This window comes from Chryseobacterium lathyri (assembly GCF_003290185.1).
Lineage (GTDB): Bacteria > Bacteroidota > Bacteroidia > Flavobacteriales > Weeksellaceae > Chryseobacterium > Chryseobacterium lathyri.
In genome coordinates, this window is sequence record NZ_QNFY01000007.1 from 71,926 (window position 1) to 91,167 (window position 19,242).

At 36.9% G+C, this 19,242-nt stretch carries 18 protein-coding genes; 8 read left to right on the top strand and 10 right to left on the bottom strand.

Annotation, left to right across the window (positions count from 1 at the left end; all coding sequences use genetic code 11):
* Positions 1-73: 73 nt before the first annotated feature.
* From DRF61_RS11235 to DRF61_RS11275, 9 genes are all read right to left on the bottom strand, one after another.
* A complete protein-coding gene (locus DRF61_RS11235) occupies positions 74-841 on the bottom strand; it encodes a TrmH family RNA methyltransferase (protein ID WP_111957034.1) in 768 nt (255 codons plus the stop codon).
* A gap of 26 nt (positions 842-867) precedes the next feature.
* Entirely contained in the window at positions 868-1,653 is a 786-nt protein-coding gene (locus DRF61_RS11240) for a CPBP family intramembrane glutamic endopeptidase (RefSeq protein ID WP_111957036.1), read from the bottom strand.
* A 90-nt stretch (positions 1,654-1,743) separates the two neighbouring features.
* A complete protein-coding gene (locus DRF61_RS11245; protein ID WP_111957038.1) occupies positions 1,744-2,589 on the bottom strand; it encodes a LytR/AlgR family response regulator transcription factor in 846 nt (281 codons plus the stop codon).
* Between the two features lie 141 nt (positions 2,590-2,730).
* On the bottom strand, positions 2,731-4,233 hold the full coding sequence (locus DRF61_RS11250) for a DNA recombination protein RmuC (RefSeq protein ID WP_373865967.1): 1,503 nt from the start codon (positions 4,231-4,233) through the stop codon (positions 2,731-2,733).
* Between the two features lie 76 nt (positions 4,234-4,309).
* Complete coding sequence (locus tag DRF61_RS11255; RefSeq protein ID WP_111957042.1) at positions 4,310-4,987, bottom strand: hypothetical protein; 678 nt, start codon at positions 4,985-4,987, stop codon at positions 4,310-4,312.
* Positions 4,988-5,067: 80 nt separating this feature from the next.
* Positions 5,068-5,304 carry a hypothetical protein gene (locus DRF61_RS11260; RefSeq protein WP_111957044.1) on the bottom strand — a complete coding sequence of 79 codons (237 nt, stop codon included), beginning with the start codon at positions 5,302-5,304 and terminating at the stop codon, positions 5,068-5,070.
* Between the two features lie 127 nt (positions 5,305-5,431).
* Positions 5,432-5,902, bottom strand: a complete 471-nt coding sequence (locus DRF61_RS11265; protein ID WP_111957046.1) for a YciI family protein — start codon at positions 5,900-5,902, stop codon at positions 5,432-5,434.
* 61 nt (positions 5,903-5,963) lie between these two features.
* Positions 5,964-7,142, bottom strand: a complete 1,179-nt coding sequence (gene pncB / locus DRF61_RS11270) for a nicotinate phosphoribosyltransferase (RefSeq protein WP_111957048.1) — start codon at positions 7,140-7,142, stop codon at positions 5,964-5,966.
* 90 nt (positions 7,143-7,232) lie between these two features.
* Complete coding sequence (locus tag DRF61_RS11275; RefSeq protein ID WP_111957050.1) at positions 7,233-7,709, bottom strand: Dps family protein; 477 nt, start codon at positions 7,707-7,709, stop codon at positions 7,233-7,235.
* Positions 7,710-7,812: 103 nt separating this feature from the next.
* Here DRF61_RS11275 and DRF61_RS11280 point away from each other — a divergent pair, with 103 nt between their 5' ends.
* The 8 genes from DRF61_RS11280 to DRF61_RS11315 all read left to right on the top strand — a co-directional run bounded on the left by DRF61_RS11280 (position 7,813) and on the right by DRF61_RS11315 (position 16,466).
* A complete protein-coding gene (locus DRF61_RS11280) occupies positions 7,813-9,405 on the top strand; it encodes a hypothetical protein (protein WP_111957052.1) in 1,593 nt (530 codons plus the stop codon).
* 109 nt (positions 9,406-9,514) lie between these two features.
* Entirely contained in the window at positions 9,515-9,928 is a 414-nt protein-coding gene (gene rpsL / locus DRF61_RS11285) for a 30S ribosomal protein S12 (protein ID WP_002983146.1), read from the top strand.
* 23 nt (positions 9,929-9,951) lie between these two features.
* Positions 9,952-10,428, top strand: a complete 477-nt coding sequence (gene rpsG / locus DRF61_RS11290) for a 30S ribosomal protein S7 (RefSeq protein WP_007839548.1) — start codon at positions 9,952-9,954, stop codon at positions 10,426-10,428.
* A gap of 6 nt (positions 10,429-10,434) precedes the next feature.
* Positions 10,435-12,552: an elongation factor G gene (gene fusA / locus DRF61_RS11295; RefSeq protein ID WP_111957054.1), complete on the top strand. Its 2,118-nt coding sequence runs from the start codon at positions 10,435-10,437 to the stop codon at positions 12,550-12,552.
* A 17-nt stretch (positions 12,553-12,569) separates the two neighbouring features.
* Complete coding sequence (gene rpsJ, locus DRF61_RS11300; protein WP_002661363.1) at positions 12,570-12,875, top strand: 30S ribosomal protein S10; 306 nt, start codon at positions 12,570-12,572, stop codon at positions 12,873-12,875.
* 317 nt (positions 12,876-13,192) lie between these two features.
* The gene (locus DRF61_RS11305; RefSeq protein ID WP_111957415.1) at positions 13,193-15,454 is read left to right on the top strand and encodes a TonB-dependent siderophore receptor; all 2,262 of its coding nucleotides are present in this window, start codon (positions 13,193-13,195) and stop codon (positions 15,452-15,454) included.
* Positions 15,455-15,458: 4 nt separating this feature from the next.
* Entirely contained in the window at positions 15,459-15,737 is a 279-nt protein-coding gene (locus tag DRF61_RS11310) for a hypothetical protein (RefSeq protein ID WP_111957056.1), read from the top strand.
* A 231-nt stretch (positions 15,738-15,968) separates the two neighbouring features.
* Positions 15,969-16,466: a low affinity iron permease family protein gene (locus DRF61_RS11315; RefSeq protein ID WP_111957058.1), complete on the top strand. Its 498-nt coding sequence runs from the start codon at positions 15,969-15,971 to the stop codon at positions 16,464-16,466.
* 33 nt (positions 16,467-16,499) lie between these two features.
* On the opposite strand, the gene DRF61_RS11320 is transcribed toward DRF61_RS11315, so the two are convergent.
* Positions 16,500-19,226: a hypothetical protein gene (locus tag DRF61_RS11320; RefSeq protein WP_111957417.1), complete on the bottom strand. Its 2,727-nt coding sequence runs from the start codon at positions 19,224-19,226 to the stop codon at positions 16,500-16,502.
* Positions 19,227-19,242 lie beyond the last annotated feature (16 nt).

The window sequence follows — 19,242 nt, forward strand, 5'->3', positions numbered from 1 at the left end:
TACCTTAACCTCTCTGTCATTGCGAGCCGAAGGCGAAGCAATCTCATCGGGCAAAATAATAAAGTCCAGATTCTTATCCCTTCTTTTGTCTCAACGACTCATAACAGGTAATGGCTACTGCATTGCTCAGGTTCAAAGAGTCAATACTTCCTGCCATCGGAATCAGCGTATTTTTTCCTTTTCCAACCCAGAAATCACTTAATCCGGAATGTTCCGTTCCGAATAAAACAGCAGAACGCTGTTTGAAATCTCTTTTATAAAGATCTTCAGCGGTCTCATCCATAAGAGTAGTATAAATATTGAAATTGTTTTTCTGTAAGAATTCAAAGGTTTCTTCATTTTCAGCATCATACACTTCCATTCCGAAGAGACATCCCACACTTGAGCGTATCACATTAGGATTATAGAAGTCAGCTTTTCCATCTGCAACAATTAGAGCATCAACTCCGAAAGCCTCGCAGCTTCTCAGGATTGCGCCAAGGTTACCGGGTTTTTCTACACCTTCTACAATGATGATGGTAGAATTTTCTTTGGGAATAAATGATGAAAGGAGATTTTCTTTAGTTTTATAAATTCCGATAATTCCTTCAGAGCTTCCCCTGTATGCTATTTTTTCATATACCTTTTCACTTACATAATGGATTCTGCCTTCCGGAAGTTTTCCTTTAAAGATATTTTCACAGATAAAAAACTCGACAGGTTCGAAATCATACTGCAAAGCTCTTTCATTTTCCTGCTGTCCTTCAACCACAAAAACTTTTGATTTTTTACGAAACCTGTTATCAGCCAGAAGCTTGGTGATGTTTTTTATTTTATCGTTTTGAAAACTTTCTATCAACATGCTACAAAATTATGTAAAATTTGTGATTACGTCTGCCTGGTTTTAATGAAAAGGTTTTTTCCAGTAATTTGAAATGGTATTTTATTCCTGCGTTTATTGTAGATAACCAGAGCTATGATGAGCAAAATAGATAAAATTTTAAATAAATTTCCATACATATTGCCTGAAACATTGTCTGAAACATTAAATATTTCCCAGTAGAGATTCATGAAAAGATGAAGAAAAATTGCTGTCCAAAGATTAAAATCAGTTTCAAAATAAACCCATGAAAAGAAGACTGAACCTAAAAAGGTAATGAGAAATATTTCAGTAAGCTCTGTGAAGCTGCTGCCCTGGTATAAATGCACATGGGCAAACAATAATGATCCGAATAAAGCAGAAGTAATAAATCCCAGCCTGGTAAATCTGTATAGAATCCCTATAAGAAATGCTCTGAAAATAAGTTCTTCAAAAAAAGGGGATGAAATGCTGTTAATGAATAGGGATTGAAAACTAATACTTTGTACCAGCTTAAAATAGATAAAATAGCCGGCTAGCATGGGAAGTGTGCCCATGAAAGCTATGGAAAAACCTTTTAGAATGGGTTTGTTGATTGAAAAAAGGGTGGTAATATTCTTCTCCGGGAATATGATTTTTAAAGTAATGATAAGTGGGAGCATTGTGATACAGTATGCTGCAACATGGGCGACAGCTTTGCTCCCGGATAATTCTTTAACAAAAATCTGAATACTTTTAAAATAAAAAAGATCAACGAAATAGTAGACAGAAAACCCCAGAATAAAAAAGAAGAAGAAGGAAATAGTTTTGTTCATTGCTTATAATTTTGAACAAAAATGAAGATTACAGTAAGGCTGGTCAAATGAAAGTGATGAATGACAAAAGAATGTGACGGACAGCAAATGTCAGACTTTTAAAGATCTTAATTTTGGAATAATCAACGAAATAAAGCTTCTTGAAACCGGGATCTCAAAATCATCAGAAAGAAAAAGTCTGTAGCCCTGTGCATTTCCTTTAAGACTTTTGACCTGATTTAAATTAACAATATAGGAGCGGTGACATCTTTTTACAGAATCTGTCTGAATCTGATTCAAAAGGTTTGAGAGGCTTATTCTGACTACAAGTTTTTTTACCTGCCCATTTTCCGAAAAATAGATCGAACAGTAGTTTTCCATAGACTGTGCACAGATGAAGTTCTCTTCATGAATCTGCAAATCCGTATTATTTGCAGATATATTCAATACTTTATTGAGTGTGGCAACGATTGAATTAGCATGACCTGCAAGCTGCTGGGAAACCTCTTCTGCAGTTTTTTCGTGGATTGTTTTTAAATAGATATACCTCGACAATATATAAATAGTTGAAATTGGGATTCCCAGGGCCAGACAATACAGAAACATATAGAGGTAGTTGCTAAAGCTCAGCGTAACATGACTTATGAACAAAGTATTGTAAAAATAAGATAGGATAGAGGCTGAAAGAAGAATACCTGCCATCTTCAGCAATTCGGAGCCGATGTTCCAGTCTCTGAAACGAATAATACTAAGTTCTGCAGCAAAAAAAGCTGATCCAAATATAATGGAGTAAGGGAAAAGCAACAGGTATTTATACTGATGCCGGAAGTTTTCCGTTCCAAAAGGCTGAAAAACAATCAGGAATATATAGATTAAAAGGCCGGCAGTAATTGATGAAAGCAGGATCTCCTTATAAGATTCAGATTTTGGATAAGAATATGCTGCAAAGGAAAACATATAATAATCTTTGGAATTTAATTTTTAAAATTACTTAGCAATTGGCATTCACGCCTTTTTTTGGGAAACTGCGGGCAGTACCAGGGATATCGTAAAAATAACAACGCTGATGATTAAAATGATTTGATTCTTTTCAAGTCATTAGTTTTCCGTTTCCAGAAAGTTACCGTTGTCAATAAGGCTTTGAGGCAGGTCTTTCTTGTTCTTGATTCCTAAAGATTTCAGTTTCTGCGTCTGGATGACAAGGTTGTCGTTTCCTGTAGAGAGCTGCTTGTAAGCATCGTTGTATACATTTTTAGCCTGATCAAGATTTTTCCCGACTTTCTCAAGGTTTTCGACAAATCCAACGAATTTATCATACAGCTTTGCTCCACGATCAGCGATTTCCATAGAGTTTCTGTTCTGGTACTCACGTTTCCATAGATCTGCTATAAGCTTTAATGAAGTAATCAGGTTGCTCGGGTTCAGCAGAAGGATTCTTCTTTCATAAGCAAAGTTCCAAAGGTTCTGGTCTGCCTGCATAGCGGCAATATAAGCTGGTTCACTGGGAATGAACATCATGACGAAATCCAAGGACTTTCCATAATCATCATAGGCCTTCTGGCTCAGCTGAAGAATGTGATTTTTGATAGACCCCAAATGCTGGTTAAGCTTCATCGCATAAACATCCTGGTCATTCTCATCCACCAATTCTGTAAAAGCTGTCAGAGAAACTTTAGAATCTATGATTACATTTCTTTCATCCGGATATTTTATGACAGCATCAGGACGCATTTTTTTACCGGAAAATTCGGAAAACAGCGCTTTGTTGTCTTCATCGCGAAGCTCATGCTCAAGGAAATATTCTCTTCCTTTTACAAGCCCGGATTTTTCAAGAATACTTTCAAGGATCATTTCTCCCCAGTTCCCTTGGGTTTTGCTTTCCCCTTTTAAAGCTCTTGTCAGCTTTTTCGCGTCTTCTGAAATCTGCTGATTCAGCTCAGCAAGCTCTTTTACTTTTTCTGCCAGAGAGAAACGTTCCTTATTTTCCTTTTCATAGGCTTCATTTACCCTGTTTTTAAGGTCGGTGATCTTTTCCTGGAAAGGTTCAAGAATGTTTTTTAAATTATTTTGATTTAAAGTCGTGAACTTTTCGGTCTTTTCCTCTAAAATTTTGTTGGCCAGATTTTCAAACTGAAGTTTGGATTCTTCCTGAATCTTGGTGATTTCTTCCTTTTGGTTATCAAGAGACTGTTGTAGGCTGTCATTTTTAGCAGAGAGTTCAGAATTTTTAGCAAAAATATGCTGCTTCTCCGAGATAAGAGTTTCTATTTGCGAGGTCTGCTTTGCATTAAGCTGCTTCTGCTCTGAAAATTGTGCATTTAAAGAAGCGTGTTCGGCAGAAATTTTTGCGTATTCATTTTTCAGATCATTCAACAGGTCGGTCTGCTGCTGGTTCTGCTCCTTTTCTTTGTTGATATTTTGGCTCAGCTCCTGGACTTTCAGATTAAGATTTTCCAGGTCTGAATTATTTTTGATATGCAGATTATTCAGTTCATCGTAAGAATTTCTTGAAACCGTAGACGATTTTAAAACAAAATATAAAATAACGGCTCCCAGAATTCCGCCGGTAATAAATCCAATAAGTAAATAGGTCATCTCCATGTTTCAAAATTACAAAAAGAAAAATTGATTTCTTTTACGGGAAACCGTTAAAATTTTGTAGAATGGGTGGTAGTTATTATTTATAATATTCAATATCTATCATATGAATCTGGAAAGGCAGATTATTTTTTAATAAGATTAATTTATCGGGATTTTTGTGCTTGTCTTTATGAGATGTCTGAAATCTGTAAGTAATGGTTTGGGCAGTCAATAGATCTTTTACATCATACCCTGAAATAAATCCTTCTTCATTGTAATAATAATCGACAAATGAATGGCTTTTAAGTTGACCGGTCTGATTGTCATAAATCATGCGTTCGTTGCTTTTTATTCTTAAAAGTTCATTATACCTATATTTATCTTTTGATACCAGCCTGTTCTGTAAGTCATACAGGTCGATGAGATATCCGCCCTTTTGATGAGTAATTTTTGCTCTGAGCCTGACTTCTCCATCTCTGCTTAAAGAATACCCTGTTTTTAAACCGTTTTTAAACTCATACTCGGTAATTTGCCGGTCTTTATTGCTTTGATATGATTCTTTTGTAGCATTCCCATCTTCATTATAATAACGGGTTTTCACAGAGATTAAGGAATCAGCAGGTTTATCTTTTATGGAATCGCTGTATATTTTGATTGTAAGTGAACGTATTTTTCCCTTATATCCTGAATTAATGATTTCAGGGTGTTTTTTATTTTGAGCTGTACAAAAAATACTTAGATAAAATAAAAACAAGATGCTAAGGTTTCTTTTCATTTTGAGAGATAGAATGTTTCTGCTTATTAAATATGATAAAAAAGTGAGCCGGAAGACTCACTTTATATTTGTTGATCTAATTATGGAGTGATGGTAATCGGATCTGGAAAAGGTTCAAGAACCAAAGGTTTACACATTGCGGCTACTTCGCATCTTCCACCCATACATATATAATTAGTCATAGTGGTTGTGCCGTCAGGACATCTGATCATGGCTTCACCAGGGCATCCTCCCGGGCATTGTGCCGGATATAAATTTCCGCCGAATACTTCTTTCAATTCTGTTCTCGAAAGTTTTGATACGTTCAATTTTTTCATGGAATTAATTTTTTGATGGTTTTAATTTGTATTAATCTGAAAATGAACCTCTAAGATAGTGAAAAAATAAATCACTATGGAGTTACATAATGATTTATTTTAGATTGATGTTTAAGGAAAAATGTTTCTATGGATTCTCTTTAGATATTTCTCCGTGATGTTTTAAATACAAAGGCAATGCAGCAGATCCGTACCAAGGTAAGATTTCATAGCCGAAGACCCCGGCCTGTACTGCAGGATCAGTTTTTACCCATTGCTCGGCTTCTTCTTTGGATTTTGTATTGAAAATAAACATACCGCGGTAGTTTTCTTTATTTTTTTCCAGAAAAGGACCGGCCACCACAATTTTTCCTTCGTCAGCCAGCTTTCCGATGTTTGCCATATGGCCTTTCATCAGTTCGCCCATTTTGGCTTTATCATCAACTTTTGTAGTGCCGGTAGTGAGCATTACGATTGTGTAGGGTTTCATTCCGTATTTATCAGCACCGAGAGATGTTGCCAATTCCTGGTTGAATTTTGGTTTTTCTGTTTTCTTTTCCTGGGCAAAAGATAAAGCTGCCACTAAAAGAGTGAGGGATAAATAAATTTTTAATTTCATAGTAATGCTTAATTATAAGTAAAATATCTGAAATCTGATGTCCATCATCTGATATCTAAATTTAATCTTTTATTCTTAAAAATTCTTTAGCAAGCTCAATCATTTTAGGATCGCCGGTATATTTACCATGCTCGTCGGAAAGTTTTACTGTAGCAATCCATTCCTTATTCGGTGCCTGTACTCCGATCAGTTTCATGACGATATTCATTGGTTTTAAACCGACATCATTGGTAAGGTTGGTCCCGATCCCGAACGATACGCCTATCTTTCCTTTGCAGTAATTGGTGATTTCTTCTACTTTTTCCAGGTTCAAAGCATCCGAGAAGATAATGTATTTAAATAGAGGATTGATCCCGTTATTGATGTAGTGGGCTATTGTTTTATCTGCAAATTCCAATGGGTCACCGCTGTCATGACGTACGCCGTCAAACAGTTTGGCAAATTTCTTATCGAACTGCTGGAAGAAAACATCGGTAGTATAGGTATCTGAAAGTGCGACTCCAAGATCGCCTCTGTAAACATCCACCCAATGCTCAAGGGCCATTTCATTGGCCATTTTGAATCCATATTCAGCGGCATGGAACATAAACCATTCGTGCGCATGGGTACCAATTGGTTTCACTCCGTATTTCATGGCAAAATGAACATTGGAACTTCCAATAAAAGTTGATTCTTTACTATGCGTTAAAGCTTCCATTACCAGATTCTGTACCTTATAAGAATGTCTTCTTCTTGTTCCGAATTCTGCGAAATTTACCCCTAATCTCGCCAGTGAATCTGCTTTTTCCAGTGTTCTGTTCATAACGATCTCATTGGAATCTCTTTCCATATGATTCATTTCATAATGAAGCTCGCTGATTAAAGCAAGAAGAGGAACTTCCCAAAGAATGGTTCTGTACCAAAGTCCTTCAACGGTTACGGAAAGCTCACTGCCTTCCTGGCGTATTTTTACTTCAGACGGATCATAATGATAACCTTCTAAGAAATCCAGATAGGGAAGATCTATATATGGACAGGTTCTTGCCATGAATTTTTTTTCCTCCTTGGTCAGCTTTAATTCTGCCATTTTATTGACCGCTTCTTTTAAGGCAACATCAAAACCTTCCGGAAACTGATGCTTTCCTCTGTTGATGAATTCATATTTTACAATGGAACTTGGAAATAATTTTACCACTGCATTTTGCATCGTTATTTTATAGAAATCGTTATCCAGAATAGAGTTTAATCGAACGTCGTGCATAATATGTGTAATTTTAACGCAAATATAGTTATTTAAAATAAAAATCGCCTAAATGTAAGACGATTTTTTTAATCAGTTGATTTTTGCAGGTTACTTCCCTAAATAGGAATTGTACATCCATACTTCTTTTTCCTGTTCAGTAATGTAGTCGCTCATCTGAGAATTGGTTCCTTCATCTCCTGCGGCATCTGTAATGTCCAGAAGCTCTCTCTGCAGATCGATAACTACTTTGAAAGAGTTCAGAATAAGCTCAACACTTTTATGGGCATCTGTTACTTCCTTACTTTCTTTAATGGTGGCTACTTTTAAATAGTCTGAGTAGTTGTGGGCTGGGGTGGCACCTAGTGTAAGGATTCGTTCTGCGATTTCGTCGATCTTCAATACAAGGCTGTTGTACAGCTCCTCAAACTTAGGATGGAGGGTAAAAAACTGATCTCCTTTGATATTCCAGTGTGAACCTCTTGTGTTTTGATAAAATATTGAATAATTAGCTAAAAGAATATTTAATTTTTCTGAAATATTCTTACAGTCAGCTTCCTTCAGGCCGATAATGCTTGCATTTTTCATATGTTTATTTTTTATGCTAACAAATTTAGAAAATATTATGCCGAAAACACAGGTTTACGATTGATGATACTTATCTTTGATATTTTTATAATTGATCTTAAAAATGCAGTCATTCCGAAATATAGGACTAAGAAATTTTTTTATATCGTTTGCTGTTTTTTTTACGGTGTGTTTATCATACTATATAAACTCGGTTTCAAAAACAGGAGGTCATTATATTTATCTTTTGGATGATGCCTATATTCATTTAGCAGTGGCGAAAAATTTTGCGCTCCACAATGTCTGGGGAATTACAGAATATAAGTTTTCTTCCGCCTCTTCCTCGCCATTATTTACATTTATCATCAGTGTTCTAATTAAAATAGTTGGGAATAATGATCAGATTCCGCTGTATTTTAATGCTGTTTTCAGTGTTGGGATTATTTATTTTCTGACCCAATATTATGGAGATATTTTTAATGATATAAAAAAGACATTTTTAGCGGTAATCTTCACGTTATTTTTTGCTGTTCTTCATTTACAATTGCTTGCGGGGATGGAACATATCTTTCAGGTATTTCTTTTTGTAGTAAATATCTTTTGTTTTTTCCGGTGGCATAAAAATAAATGGGCACTTGTTGGTTTTTATGGTACTATTCTATTGATGGGGCTAACGCGCTTTGAAAGTATGTTTTATTTTACAGTGATGGCTTTTGTTCTGATCTTACTTAAAAAATGGAAGAACGCTGTTGGAGTGCTGCTGGCTGGCTTTATCCCGATTCTTATTTTTTGTTATTTTAATAATCAGCAGTCTGGCTACTTCTTTCCCAATTCTGTGGTGGTAAAAGGAACAAAACTGAGTTTCGATTCACATTTCCTGATTCAGCTTAAAGCTATTGTGCTTGATAATTTTTTATTGAATATCAGCTTTTATAAAATAGGTCTGTTTCCTCTTTTATTATGTACCATCTTTATAGGTAGAGATTTAAAAAGCAAAACGTTCCGGGAGGCTGTTGAGAATAATTTTTTTCTTATTATATTTTCTTTAACGACGATCTGTCATTCCATGTTTGCAGATTTTAAAGGACTCTTTCGCTATGAAGCTTATCTTCTTGTGGGGTTTTCAATGGCGCTTATTCCAAAGGTTAAAGATCTTTTCTTAGATTTTAAAAAGTATTGCAGAACAGAAATTCTTATCAGCATACTGATTGCCATGAATATTCTCCTTTTAATTTATAAAGGCTGGATCGCTCATCAGGTAATTGATAATGGAGGGAAAAATATTTATGAACAGCAGATACAGTCTGCGAGATTTTTACATACTTATTATAATAACTCTAAAGTAGTGGCCAATGATATTGGGGCTATTAGCTACTATACCGATATTCATTTGTTGGATATTATCGGTTTAGGTTCTGAAGAGACAATTGTTTTTAATGAAAACAGAAAAACTTTTGATCATAAGTTTGAAGATTTTCTTACCCGTTACTGTCTGAAAAACAAATATGATATAGCAGTAGTATATGATGGATGGTTTCAGGGACATATCCCGGGAAATTGGAAAAAAGCAGCCGTTCTGAAGATTAAAAATAAGGTAACTGTTGCCAGGCTGGAGGTATCTATATATTCTATTAATAGAGATAATTTTCAGCAGCTACAGCAAAATATAAGGAATTTCAACTGGGATAAAAATGTAACGGTTGTATTAAAGGATTAAACGTAACTAGCTGTTAATTAATTTTTAGTAAGATCTTTTATTTATACTCAAGTGTTTGTTAATTAAAAAAATATTCCTATTTTTGCACCCTAAAATAAAAAGCAATTAAATGCCTACTATTCAACAATTAGTAAGAAAAGGAAGAGCCACGCTTGCCAAGAAGAGCAAATCGGCTGCCCTTGATTCTTGTCCACAAAGACGAGGTGTATGTACGAGAGTATATACTACCACTCCTAAGAAACCTAACTCTGCACTTAGAAAAGTTGCAAGGGTAAGACTTTCTAACGGGAAAGAAGTCAACGCCTACATCCCGGGCGAAGGACATAATCTTCAAGAGCACTCGATAGTATTGGTAAGAGGCGGAAGGGTGAAAGACCTACCGGGAGTACGTTACCACATCGTAAGAGGTGCATTAGACACTGCAGGTGTAAATGGAAGAACACAGAGAAGATCGAAGTATGGAGCTAAGAGACCTAAGCCAGGTCAGGCAGCTGCTGCACCAGCAAAAGGAAAGAAAAAATAATCATTAAATAAGGTACAGAAGCAATGAGAAAGACAAAAGCGAAAAAAAGACCGTTGTTACCAGATCCGAAGTTTAATGATCAATTGGTAACTAGATTCGTAAACAACCTGATGCTTGACGGTAAAAAGTCAATCGCATTCAAAATTTTCTATGATGCATTAGATATCGTAGAAACTAAAAAAGGAGATAACGAAAAAACTGCACTTGAAATCTGGAAAGATGCACTTACTAATGTAATGCCTCACGTAGAAGTACGTTCTAGAAGAGTAGGTGGAGCTAACTTCCAAATCCCTATGCCAATCAGAGCTGATAGAAAAATTTCTATGGCAATGAAATGGTTAATCAAATATTCAAAAGCTAGAAATGATAAGTCTATGGCTTTGAAATTAGCTAATGAAGTAGTAGCTGCTTCCAGAGAAGAAGGTGCTGCTTACAAAAAGAAATCTGATACTCACAAAATGGCGGAAGCTAACAAGGCTTTCTCACACTTTAAATTCTAATTAGAAATGAGTAGAGATCTTAAATTTACAAGAAATATTGGTATTGCCGCACACATTGATGCTGGTAAAACTACCACTACAGAAAGGATTTTATTCTATACAGGAGTAAACCACAAAATTGGTGAAGTTCACGATGGTGCTTCTACAATGGACTGGATGGAGCAGGAAGCAGAAAGAGGTATTACTATTACTTCTGCTGCAACTACTTGTTCTTGGAACTTCCCAACTGATCAAGGGAAGCCTGTAGCTGAAACTAAACCTTACCACTTCAACATCATCGATACACCGGGACACGTTGACTTCACTGTAGAAGTAAACAGATCTTTGAGAGTATTGGATGGATTGGTATTCTTATTCTCTGCAGTAGATGGAGTAGAGCCTCAGTCTGAAACAAACTGGAGACTTGCTGACAACTACAAAGTAGCGAGAATGGGATTCGTAAACAAAATGGACAGACAGGGTGCTGACTTCTTGAACGTTGTAAAACAAGTAAAAGAAATGTTAGGATCTAATGCAGTTCCAATCGTTTTACCAATCGGTGCTGAAGAAGATTTCAAAGGTGTTGTAGACTTAATTAAAAACAGAGCGATCATCTGGGATGAAGCTGGACAAGGTGCTACTTTCGAGGTAGTTCCAATTCCGGAAGACATGAAAGATGAAGTTCTTGAATACAGAGAGAAATTAGTAGAAGCTGTTGCTGACTACGATGAGACTTTGATGGAGAAATTCTTCGAAGATCCGGATTCAATCTCTGAAGACGAAATCAACGAAGCTTTAAGAAAAGCTACTATTGATTTATCTATTATCCCAATGACTTGTGGTTCTTCATTCAAAAATAAAGGAGTACAGTTTATGCTGGATGCAGTATGTAAATATTTGCCTTCACCATTGGACAAAGATGATATCAAAGGTACTGACCCTAGAACTGACGCTGAAATTACAAGAAAACCAGACGTAAACGAGCCTTTCTCGGCTCTAGCATTTAAGATTGCTACTGACCCGTTCGTGGGAAGATTAGCATTCTTCAGAGCATACTCTGGAAGACTAGATGCAGGTTCTTATATCTTGAACACCCGTTCAGGTGATAAAGAAAGAATCTCAAGAATCTATCAGATGCACGCTAACAAGCAAAATCCTGTAGAATATATTGAAGCAGGAGATATTGGTGCAGCGGTAGGTTTCAAATCTATCAAAACAGGTGATACAATGTGTGACGAGAAAAACCCAATCGTTCTAGAATCGATGGTTTTCCCTGATCCGGTAATTGGTATCGCTGTTGAGCCTAAAACTAAAGCTGACCAGGATAAAATGGGTAACGCTCTAGCTAAATTAGCTGAAGAAGATCCAACATTTACGGTTAGAACAGACGAGGCTTCAGGACAAACGATTATCTCTGGTATGGGTGAGCTTCACTTGGATATCATTGTAGATCGTATGAGAAGAGAGTTCAAAGTAGAAGTAAACCAAGGTCAGCCGCAGGTAGAATACAAAGAAAATCTTACAAAAGTTGCTCAGCACAGAGAAGTTTACAAAAAACAATCTGGTGGTAAAGGTAAATTTGCGGATATCGTATTCGAACTTGGACCAGCTGACGAAGGTAAAATAGGTTTAGAATTTATTAACGAGATCAAAGGTGGTAACGTTCCTAGAGAATTTGTTCCTGCTATTGAAAAAGGCTTTAAAGCTGCAATGAAAAACGGTCCTTTGGCTGGTTTCGAAGTTGAAGGTATTAAAGTAGTTCTTAAAGACGGATCTTTCCACGCAGTGGATTCTGATGCACTTTCTTTTGAAATGGCTGCTAAATTAGGATTTAAAGAAGCGGGACGTGCTGCTAAGCCAGTAATCATGGAGCCTATTATGAAACTGGAGGTTGTAACTCCGGAAGAATATATGGGTAATATCATTGGTGACCTTAACAAGAGAAGAGGTACCATCAGTGGTCAGGAAGAGAAAAACGGAGCTGTTGTAATTAAAGGTTCTGTTCCACTTTCTGAAATGTTTGGATATGTAACCACTCTAAGAACACTTTCATCAGGAAGAGCTACTTCTTCTATGGAATTAGAGAAATACCAGGCTACTCCACAAAACGTTGCTGAAGAAATCATTGCTAAAGCAAAAGGTTAATTTTTTAAACTAAAGAAATGTCACAAAGAATCAGAATAAAACTAAAATCTTACGATTACAACTTGGTAGACAAGTCTGCTGAGAAAATCGTAAAAACGGTAAAGGCTACTGGTGCTGTTGTAAACGGACCAATTCCATTGCCAACAAATAAGAGAATCTTCACGGTGTTGAGATCTCCACACGTAAACAAGAAAGCTAGAGAGCAGTTCCAATTATCAGCTCACAAGAGACTGATGGATATCTACTCTTCTTCTTCTAAAACTGTTGATGCTCTAATGAAATTAGAGTTACCAAGCGGTGTAGACGTTGAAATTAAAGTGTGATAATTGCATACTTTGCAATGATTATAGAATCCGTTCCTTTTTAGGAACGGATTTTTTTTGAATATTGAATATAAAACTGCTTGGTTATAAAATAAAAACTATTAAAATCACACCTTTTCATCATTTAGCTCTTTATAGAGATAAGTCTACTTTTCCCTGTTCCTTTTAATGATGCTCCAGGATCCTTAAAATATCCCTATAACAGCTCTAGGCTCATTTATGATCTGATAATGCTTAGTCATATCCGGGTGAGATATGTCAGCTTGATTTATTTATTTAGAATTAATAAAAATAATAATTTCGTAAAAAATTATCAGATGAATAAAGTAGTATCCTTTTCTTTGCTTGTATTGGGTGGGATTTTTGTAAACGCACAGCAAGTGAATGATTCTATTAAAAAATCAAAAGAGATTGATGAAGTAGAATTATTTGGTGAAAAAAAGAAACAGCCGGTAGGCTTAGAAGCTATTACAAGGCTTCCCTTGAAAACCAGAGATCAGATCCAGAGTATTTCAGTAATCTCCCATAAAGCCATTGAAGAGTTGGGAGCCCTTACAGTAACTGATGTTGCTAAAAATGTACCAGGCGTAACCCTGTTCTCAAGCTATGGAGGAGGAAGTGAAAGTATGTCTATCAGAGGGTATCGAGGAGTGCCTGTATTGAAAAACGGAGTTCAGATGGATTCGGATTTCCGTACGGCAGGAATGATCACAGATATGCAGGGTGTTGAAAGCATTCAGGTTATTAAAGGATCAGCAGCCGTGAGCCAGGGAATAGGAAACGGTTTGGGCTCAGCAGGAGGTGTGATTAATGTAGTAACCAAAAGACCACAGTTCATAGATCAGACCAGTGTAGGTTTCCGCTACGGAAGCTGGGATTTTTACAGACCTACAGTAGATTTTCAGAGAGTTTTGGATTCTCAGGGTAAAGTAGCTGTAAGGTTTAATGGAGCTTATCAGAAAAATAATTCTTTCAGATCTCATGTTGAAGGAGAGAGAATGTACATCAATCCATCCGTATCTTATCGCCCGGATGATAAAACAGAAATTAATGTAGAGATGGACTATCTTCATGATAATCGTACTCCTGACAGAGGAACCATTAATACAGCACCGGGTGATGTGGAAGCATTATACCATATGCCGAAAGGGAAGTTTTTAGGATATACTTCTGACTATTCAAAAACAGAGACCTTTAATTTTGCCACAACAGTGGTTCGTAAGCTTAATGATAAACTAAAAGTAAGAGCTGCATTTATTAATTCTACAAGCAGTTCAGAGAGTGAAGCCTCTTCCATATCATTACCGACTAACGAAACGAATTATAATATCCGGCAGCATACTATCGGGAAATCTCAGGGAGAAGATATCAATAAAGTATTGCAGTTGGATTTCATTGGTGAGCAGGTGAAAACAGGATTCATCAATCATACTTTCCAGGTTGGATTTGACTGGAGGGAAACGGAAACATCAACCGTCACCTATGAAGCCTATAAAAATTCCATTGCCCCTGAAAATTTAATTACTGCCCGCCCAACAAAAATTGGTGCTATAACGTATGGTGCTAATCCTCTTGACATTTTCGATGTTGTTAACGGGACCATCCCGAACCAGGTTCCTGTCAATGTAATTTATAAAAACCTGGGGCGTTCAAACCCTGTCCTTACGCCAAGCATTGGAGCTATGGCCCAGGATGTAATGTCAATCAGCAAATATGTGAAAGCCCATTTGGGAATCAGGTACAGCAGACTGAACGGGTCTTCTAATGAAACGGTAGATACATGGAACCCATCTTTTGGATTGATCGTTTCACCGATTCAGAATATCAATATTTTCGGATCCTACACTACGACTACCTCTTTAAGAGCTTCTAATAATATCCTTCAGGCAGGTGGAAAAGTAGGAGCATCGCATACAAAGCAGTGGGAAGCCGGAATCAAATCTGACTGGTTCAATGAAAGATTGAGATTTAATGTTACTTTATTTGATATTAACACAGATAATCTTTCATTCCAGATCCTTGATAAAAATTATCAGCCAATAAAAGATGATAAAAATAATATCCTTTACGGACTTGCCGGTAACCTGAGAAGAAAAGGAATGGAAGTAGAGTTGATCGGAAGAATTCTTCCTAACCTTCAGGTAATGTCCGGATGGGCATATCTGGATGCCCAGTATCAGGAGAGTCCTGCCTATATCAATGGTTCTGCACCAATGAATGCCCCGAAGCACACCGCAAACGGATGGTTGAACTATAAATTTATAACAGGAGCATTAACGGGTCTGGATGTGGGAGCAGGAATCTATTATGTAGGGAAAAGGCCTGTGGATGAATGGACCCAGAAGACATTTACAGCAGGCCATCTTAACAGCGTAAAAGCTGGAGATAAGCCTTTTGATATGCCTGAATATACTACAGTAGATGCACAGGCAGGGTACACCCTTAAAAATGGTTTGGGGCTAAGAGTATTCTTCAACAATATTTTCGATTCTGTGGGATACAGTTCGTACTTCAGAGGAGGGTACATCGATCAGATCCAGCCTAGAAATTTTGCAGTACAGGTAAACTACAAATTCTAATCTTATGAAAAATATAAAAAAAATATTTTTGGCTTTTGCTTTTGGAACACTATTCGTATCATGCCGTTCCGAAGCAGATCTTTCCGACGAAGAACTAAAATACATATATGAAAAAGAATTCAGGGATTTCTATAAAGCCAACCATATGAATAATGGCTGGCCGCAGAACACCTGGAATAATGGGATGCCCGGTATAAAGAAGATCCGCTTCGGAAAAGATTTACCTTCAGTCAGTACAAAAACAGTTGATCAATCTGAAGAAATACCCTTCGGAAAAAAATAATAAACATTCATTCATATCAAATTTTAATTAGAAAACATTAAGGCAGTCCTTCTGTCTTAATGTTTTTGTTTTTTTAAACCATTCAATCTTATTTAAGGCGCCTGAAAGATTAAAAGTAAAGCAGGATCAATAATTTGGTTAAATTTTTCATTCTTTTCCTCTGTTTCCCAAGTTTCTTTACTTCTGATTCAAGTTAATTCTATAAATTTATTATTTAAAAGAATTGATAGTATGAGTCATAAGAACAATAATCTCTTTGAGAAGTTTTCAGATTGGGCAACCAAATTTACAGGAAGTTCATATGCATTTATCGGAGCCGTACTTATTGTTGTAGTATGGGCAGCTTCAGGACCTATTTTTGATTATTCTGAAACCTGGCAGCTGGTCATTAATACCGGTACTACCATTATCACTTTCTTAATGGTCTTTTTAATTCAGAAAGCCCAGAACAAAGATTCCAAAGCCATACAAATTAAGCTTAATGAGCTTCTTGCGGCTAATGAAAAAGCCAGCAACAGAATTGTGGATATAGAAGACCTTACGGAAAAAGAACTGGACCAGCTTCACTGCTATTATGAAAAGTTAGCCGATTTTGCGGAAGAAGACAACGATATCCATACCTCGCACTCAATAGATGCAGCTAAAAGAAATCAGAACTACAAACATGATATCTTTAAAACAAAGCATGAGGAATGGCTTCAGAAACAGCAAGAAAAAAAGGAATCGTAATGATTCCTTTTTCTTTTTTGTATATGTTAAATATTATCTTTTCAGGAAATACCCGAAGTAGCTGCAGCTTCCCGACAGGCTCTTCATGGTTTCCGAATCTGCATATTGGGACTTCAACTGCGCAAAATACGTTCTGTATTTCTGATTCCTGATATTATCAAGTTCAGTCTGGTGCGCCTGTTCCTTTTCAGAATACTGAGGATCCGAATAGCTGATTTTTGCTGCATTTTTTGCCTCATACTGATAATACTTTCCTTGCTCCGCGCTGGCCATCTGGAAAAGGACTCTTGCTCTCTGTTCTTTGTCTTTCGATAGCTTCAGGGTCTTTTGGTAATAATTGATCGCGAGGTCAAAATTATCCGGCTCCACATAAGTGGTATAAAGGAAGTTCTTATAATAATATTTATAAGGATTTTTTCTGTCCGTATTCCAGAAATCGTACTTTCCGCCGTTGGTGTTATCAATGTCCATCACAAACAACTGGCGGTAATATCCTAAGCTGGAAGTGTTGTACAATAGGTTTCCGATAAGCTGGCTGGCTTTCGCTGCCTTTTCATCTGTTCCGTTACCGATTTTTTTAAGCTGGATCAGCGCATCCGCCAGTTCCAGTTTATTCATGCTGGCTTTAATGAAAGGAAATGCAGAATAATCTTCGGCTTCCATACTTTCAGTTTCAGGACTTCCAAAACTTTCCCATACATTGTGTCCGAAAACAAGATTCGAAATATCCCTGAATCCATTATATTCGCCGGCTGCATACTGCTTCGGAGTCATTTTTTCACCTTTATCCGTCCAGTCATAATTCATTCTTGGAATTCCAGCAAATCCCTGGGCTTTTTCATAATAAGATTTAGCCTTTTCAAAATCTGCCTGCTTCATGGCTCTGTCACCATAGATCATGCTGAAGAAAGCATCTATATTGCCTACATTGTCCATATTCTTGGCGATGATCTGCTGTTCAAACTGAGTCTTATTCGGTTTTTTGTAAAAGTCTTCAACACTTTTTACCAGACTGGAATTCGGGTTATACTGAAGATCCGAAAGCTTATTGCTCATCAGGAACGATTTTCCGTCTTCTCCCTGCAGGAAATAGCGGTTGGCAAGAACATCTTTAAGGAAATCTGCCGTAGATGGAGTTTCTCCATAATAATCATAATCAGATACGGCAGTACTGTCTTTTTTCACTTCTTTCTTTACAAAATAATCAGCATAGTCTTTCATCAGATGATCTTCAAATTCCGCATCGATCTTAGGATGCGAAACAATATCATTCAAAACCTTCATTCTTTTTATTTCTTCAAGATATTCCGGGTTTGTTGTTTTGATATCCTCCAGAATCTCCGAGCTTCCTTTGTAATCTTTTTTCAAAAACTTAAGATAAGCATCTGCTATCTGCCAGTATTCATCCTTAGATACTTTTTTAGTTTTCTCTGTGAATTTTTCCAGGTCGTCCAGATAATCTTTGGTCTTTTCGTCGTATCCGTAACCTGTTTTTGTATAGAAAGGAATTCTGTCCGGGTTGTTCAGCAGCTCATCATCGCTCTGATCATTCTTTTCTCCAGCCACGCTGTCGGACTTTGATCCTCCGAAAAGGTTTTTGAAGAATCTTACAATCTTCTGCCAGAATGAAAGCTTTTCTTCTTTTTTTACTTCAGCAGGTTCTGCCTTTGCATCCTTGGAAGCTGTGTCATGATCATCAGCATTTCCCTTCTGCATGTACACATTGTCGGAAGCATCCGAAGTATAATAATAGATTGGCAGATAACTTCTTTCCAGCTCGTTGATACTTCTTACCGCCATTACTTTAAGGATCTCAGAATCCGGATTAATGTCATACATCTTTTCCATGATAGGAATGGGATTCGTAAAGCCTTCGTAGCCCAATAAGAAGTAAGCCATATTCTTTTCATCATTGGTGCCAGCCCTCTTCATAATATTGCTGAAAGAAGCTGTATCCGAAAGTTTCATCGAGACAAAAGCAGATTCCTTACGGTCTTTGCTGTTCATGAAAACCTGGAAGAAGTTCCAGTTCGCATCAGCGTTCATTTCCTTTCCTCTCTGGGCACCGGCAAGCTGGTCAAGGGCCATAAAATATACCGTACCTTTCTGCTTGATCGGTTCTATGTACGTTCTGAAAGCCTCCAGGGCAGCGTCATAGTTTCTGGTGTAATGATTGAAACGTACCAGCTGATATCCGTAACGCTGCTTGATCTCCGGATTTCTTGCTGCATTGTATAGAGAAGTCAGTGCATTGACTGTCTTGGCATAATCAATGGATGTAGCATTTTGCTTTTTTGAAGGACCATAGCTGTAAAATGAGTCGGGACTTTCAATATAATTAATGCTCATATAAGGTTCCAGATACTTAGCTTCAATTAAATAATCGATGCCTTCTCTGTACTTTTGGTAGAATCCTGTTCCCAGTTTCTGTAGCAAAGGATTTGTTGGTGCTCCGTTTTTCAAAGCATTAAGATCGCTCATGCTGATCTTGTATACCAGGTTTTCTGTTTCCGCGTAGTTCAGTTGGTTGTTGAAAAACTTTTTCCACGTTTCAATATTGTCGTCAGGAATCGGGTTGCCTTTGTAGTCTCCGTAAAACCTGTTAGAATAAGTGAGCAGGAAGGGCAGATAGGATTTATCCTTTATAATACTTTGTGTAAAAAGATTGAAATATTCATAATCCGGGTCTGACCACGCGCAGGCGTCAGATTTGGTGTAAAACAGCGATAGAACCGCCATTGAAAGAATATACTTTTTCATATAGTTGATAGGTGTT

Bases quoted from the DNA above. Each gene is read 5' to 3' on its own strand.
- DRF61_RS11235 (WP_111957034.1), bottom strand. From the start codon at position 841: ATGTTGATAGAAAGTTTTCAAAACGATAAAATAAAAAACATCACCAAG.
- DRF61_RS11240 (WP_111957036.1), bottom strand. From the start codon at position 1,653: ATGAACAAAACTATTTCCTTCTTCTTCTTTTTTATTCTGGGGTTTTCT.
- DRF61_RS11245 (WP_111957038.1), bottom strand. From the start codon at position 2,589: ATGTTTTCCTTTGCAGCATATTCTTATCCAAAATCTGAATCTTATAAG.
- DRF61_RS11250 (WP_373865967.1), bottom strand. From the start codon at position 4,233: ATGGAGATGACCTATTTACTTATTGGATTTATTACCGGCGGAATTCTG.
- DRF61_RS11255 (WP_111957042.1), bottom strand. From the start codon at position 4,987: ATGAAAAGAAACCTTAGCATCTTGTTTTTATTTTATCTAAGTATTTTT.
- DRF61_RS11260 (WP_111957044.1), bottom strand. From the start codon at position 5,304: ATGAAAAAATTGAACGTATCAAAACTTTCGAGAACAGAATTGAAAGAA.
- DRF61_RS11265 (WP_111957046.1), bottom strand. From the start codon at position 5,902: ATGAAATTAAAAATTTATTTATCCCTCACTCTTTTAGTGGCAGCTTTA.
- pncB (WP_111957048.1), bottom strand. From the start codon at position 7,142: ATGCACGACGTTCGATTAAACTCTATTCTGGATAACGATTTCTATAAA.
- DRF61_RS11275 (WP_111957050.1), bottom strand. From the start codon at position 7,709: ATGAAAAATGCAAGCATTATCGGCCTGAAGGAAGCTGACTGTAAGAAT.
- DRF61_RS11280 (WP_111957052.1), top strand. From the start codon at position 7,813: ATGCAGTCATTCCGAAATATAGGACTAAGAAATTTTTTTATATCGTTT.
- rpsL (WP_002983146.1), top strand. From the start codon at position 9,515: ATGCCTACTATTCAACAATTAGTAAGAAAAGGAAGAGCCACGCTTGCC.
- rpsG (WP_007839548.1), top strand. From the start codon at position 9,952: ATGAGAAAGACAAAAGCGAAAAAAAGACCGTTGTTACCAGATCCGAAG.
- fusA (WP_111957054.1), top strand. From the start codon at position 10,435: ATGAGTAGAGATCTTAAATTTACAAGAAATATTGGTATTGCCGCACAC.
- rpsJ (WP_002661363.1), top strand. From the start codon at position 12,570: ATGTCACAAAGAATCAGAATAAAACTAAAATCTTACGATTACAACTTG.
- DRF61_RS11305 (WP_111957415.1), top strand. From the start codon at position 13,193: ATGAATAAAGTAGTATCCTTTTCTTTGCTTGTATTGGGTGGGATTTTT.
- DRF61_RS11310 (WP_111957056.1), top strand. From the start codon at position 15,459: ATGAAAAATATAAAAAAAATATTTTTGGCTTTTGCTTTTGGAACACTA.
- DRF61_RS11315 (WP_111957058.1), top strand. From the start codon at position 15,969: ATGAGTCATAAGAACAATAATCTCTTTGAGAAGTTTTCAGATTGGGCA.
- DRF61_RS11320 (WP_111957417.1), bottom strand. From the start codon at position 19,226: ATGAAAAAGTATATTCTTTCAATGGCGGTTCTATCGCTGTTTTACACC.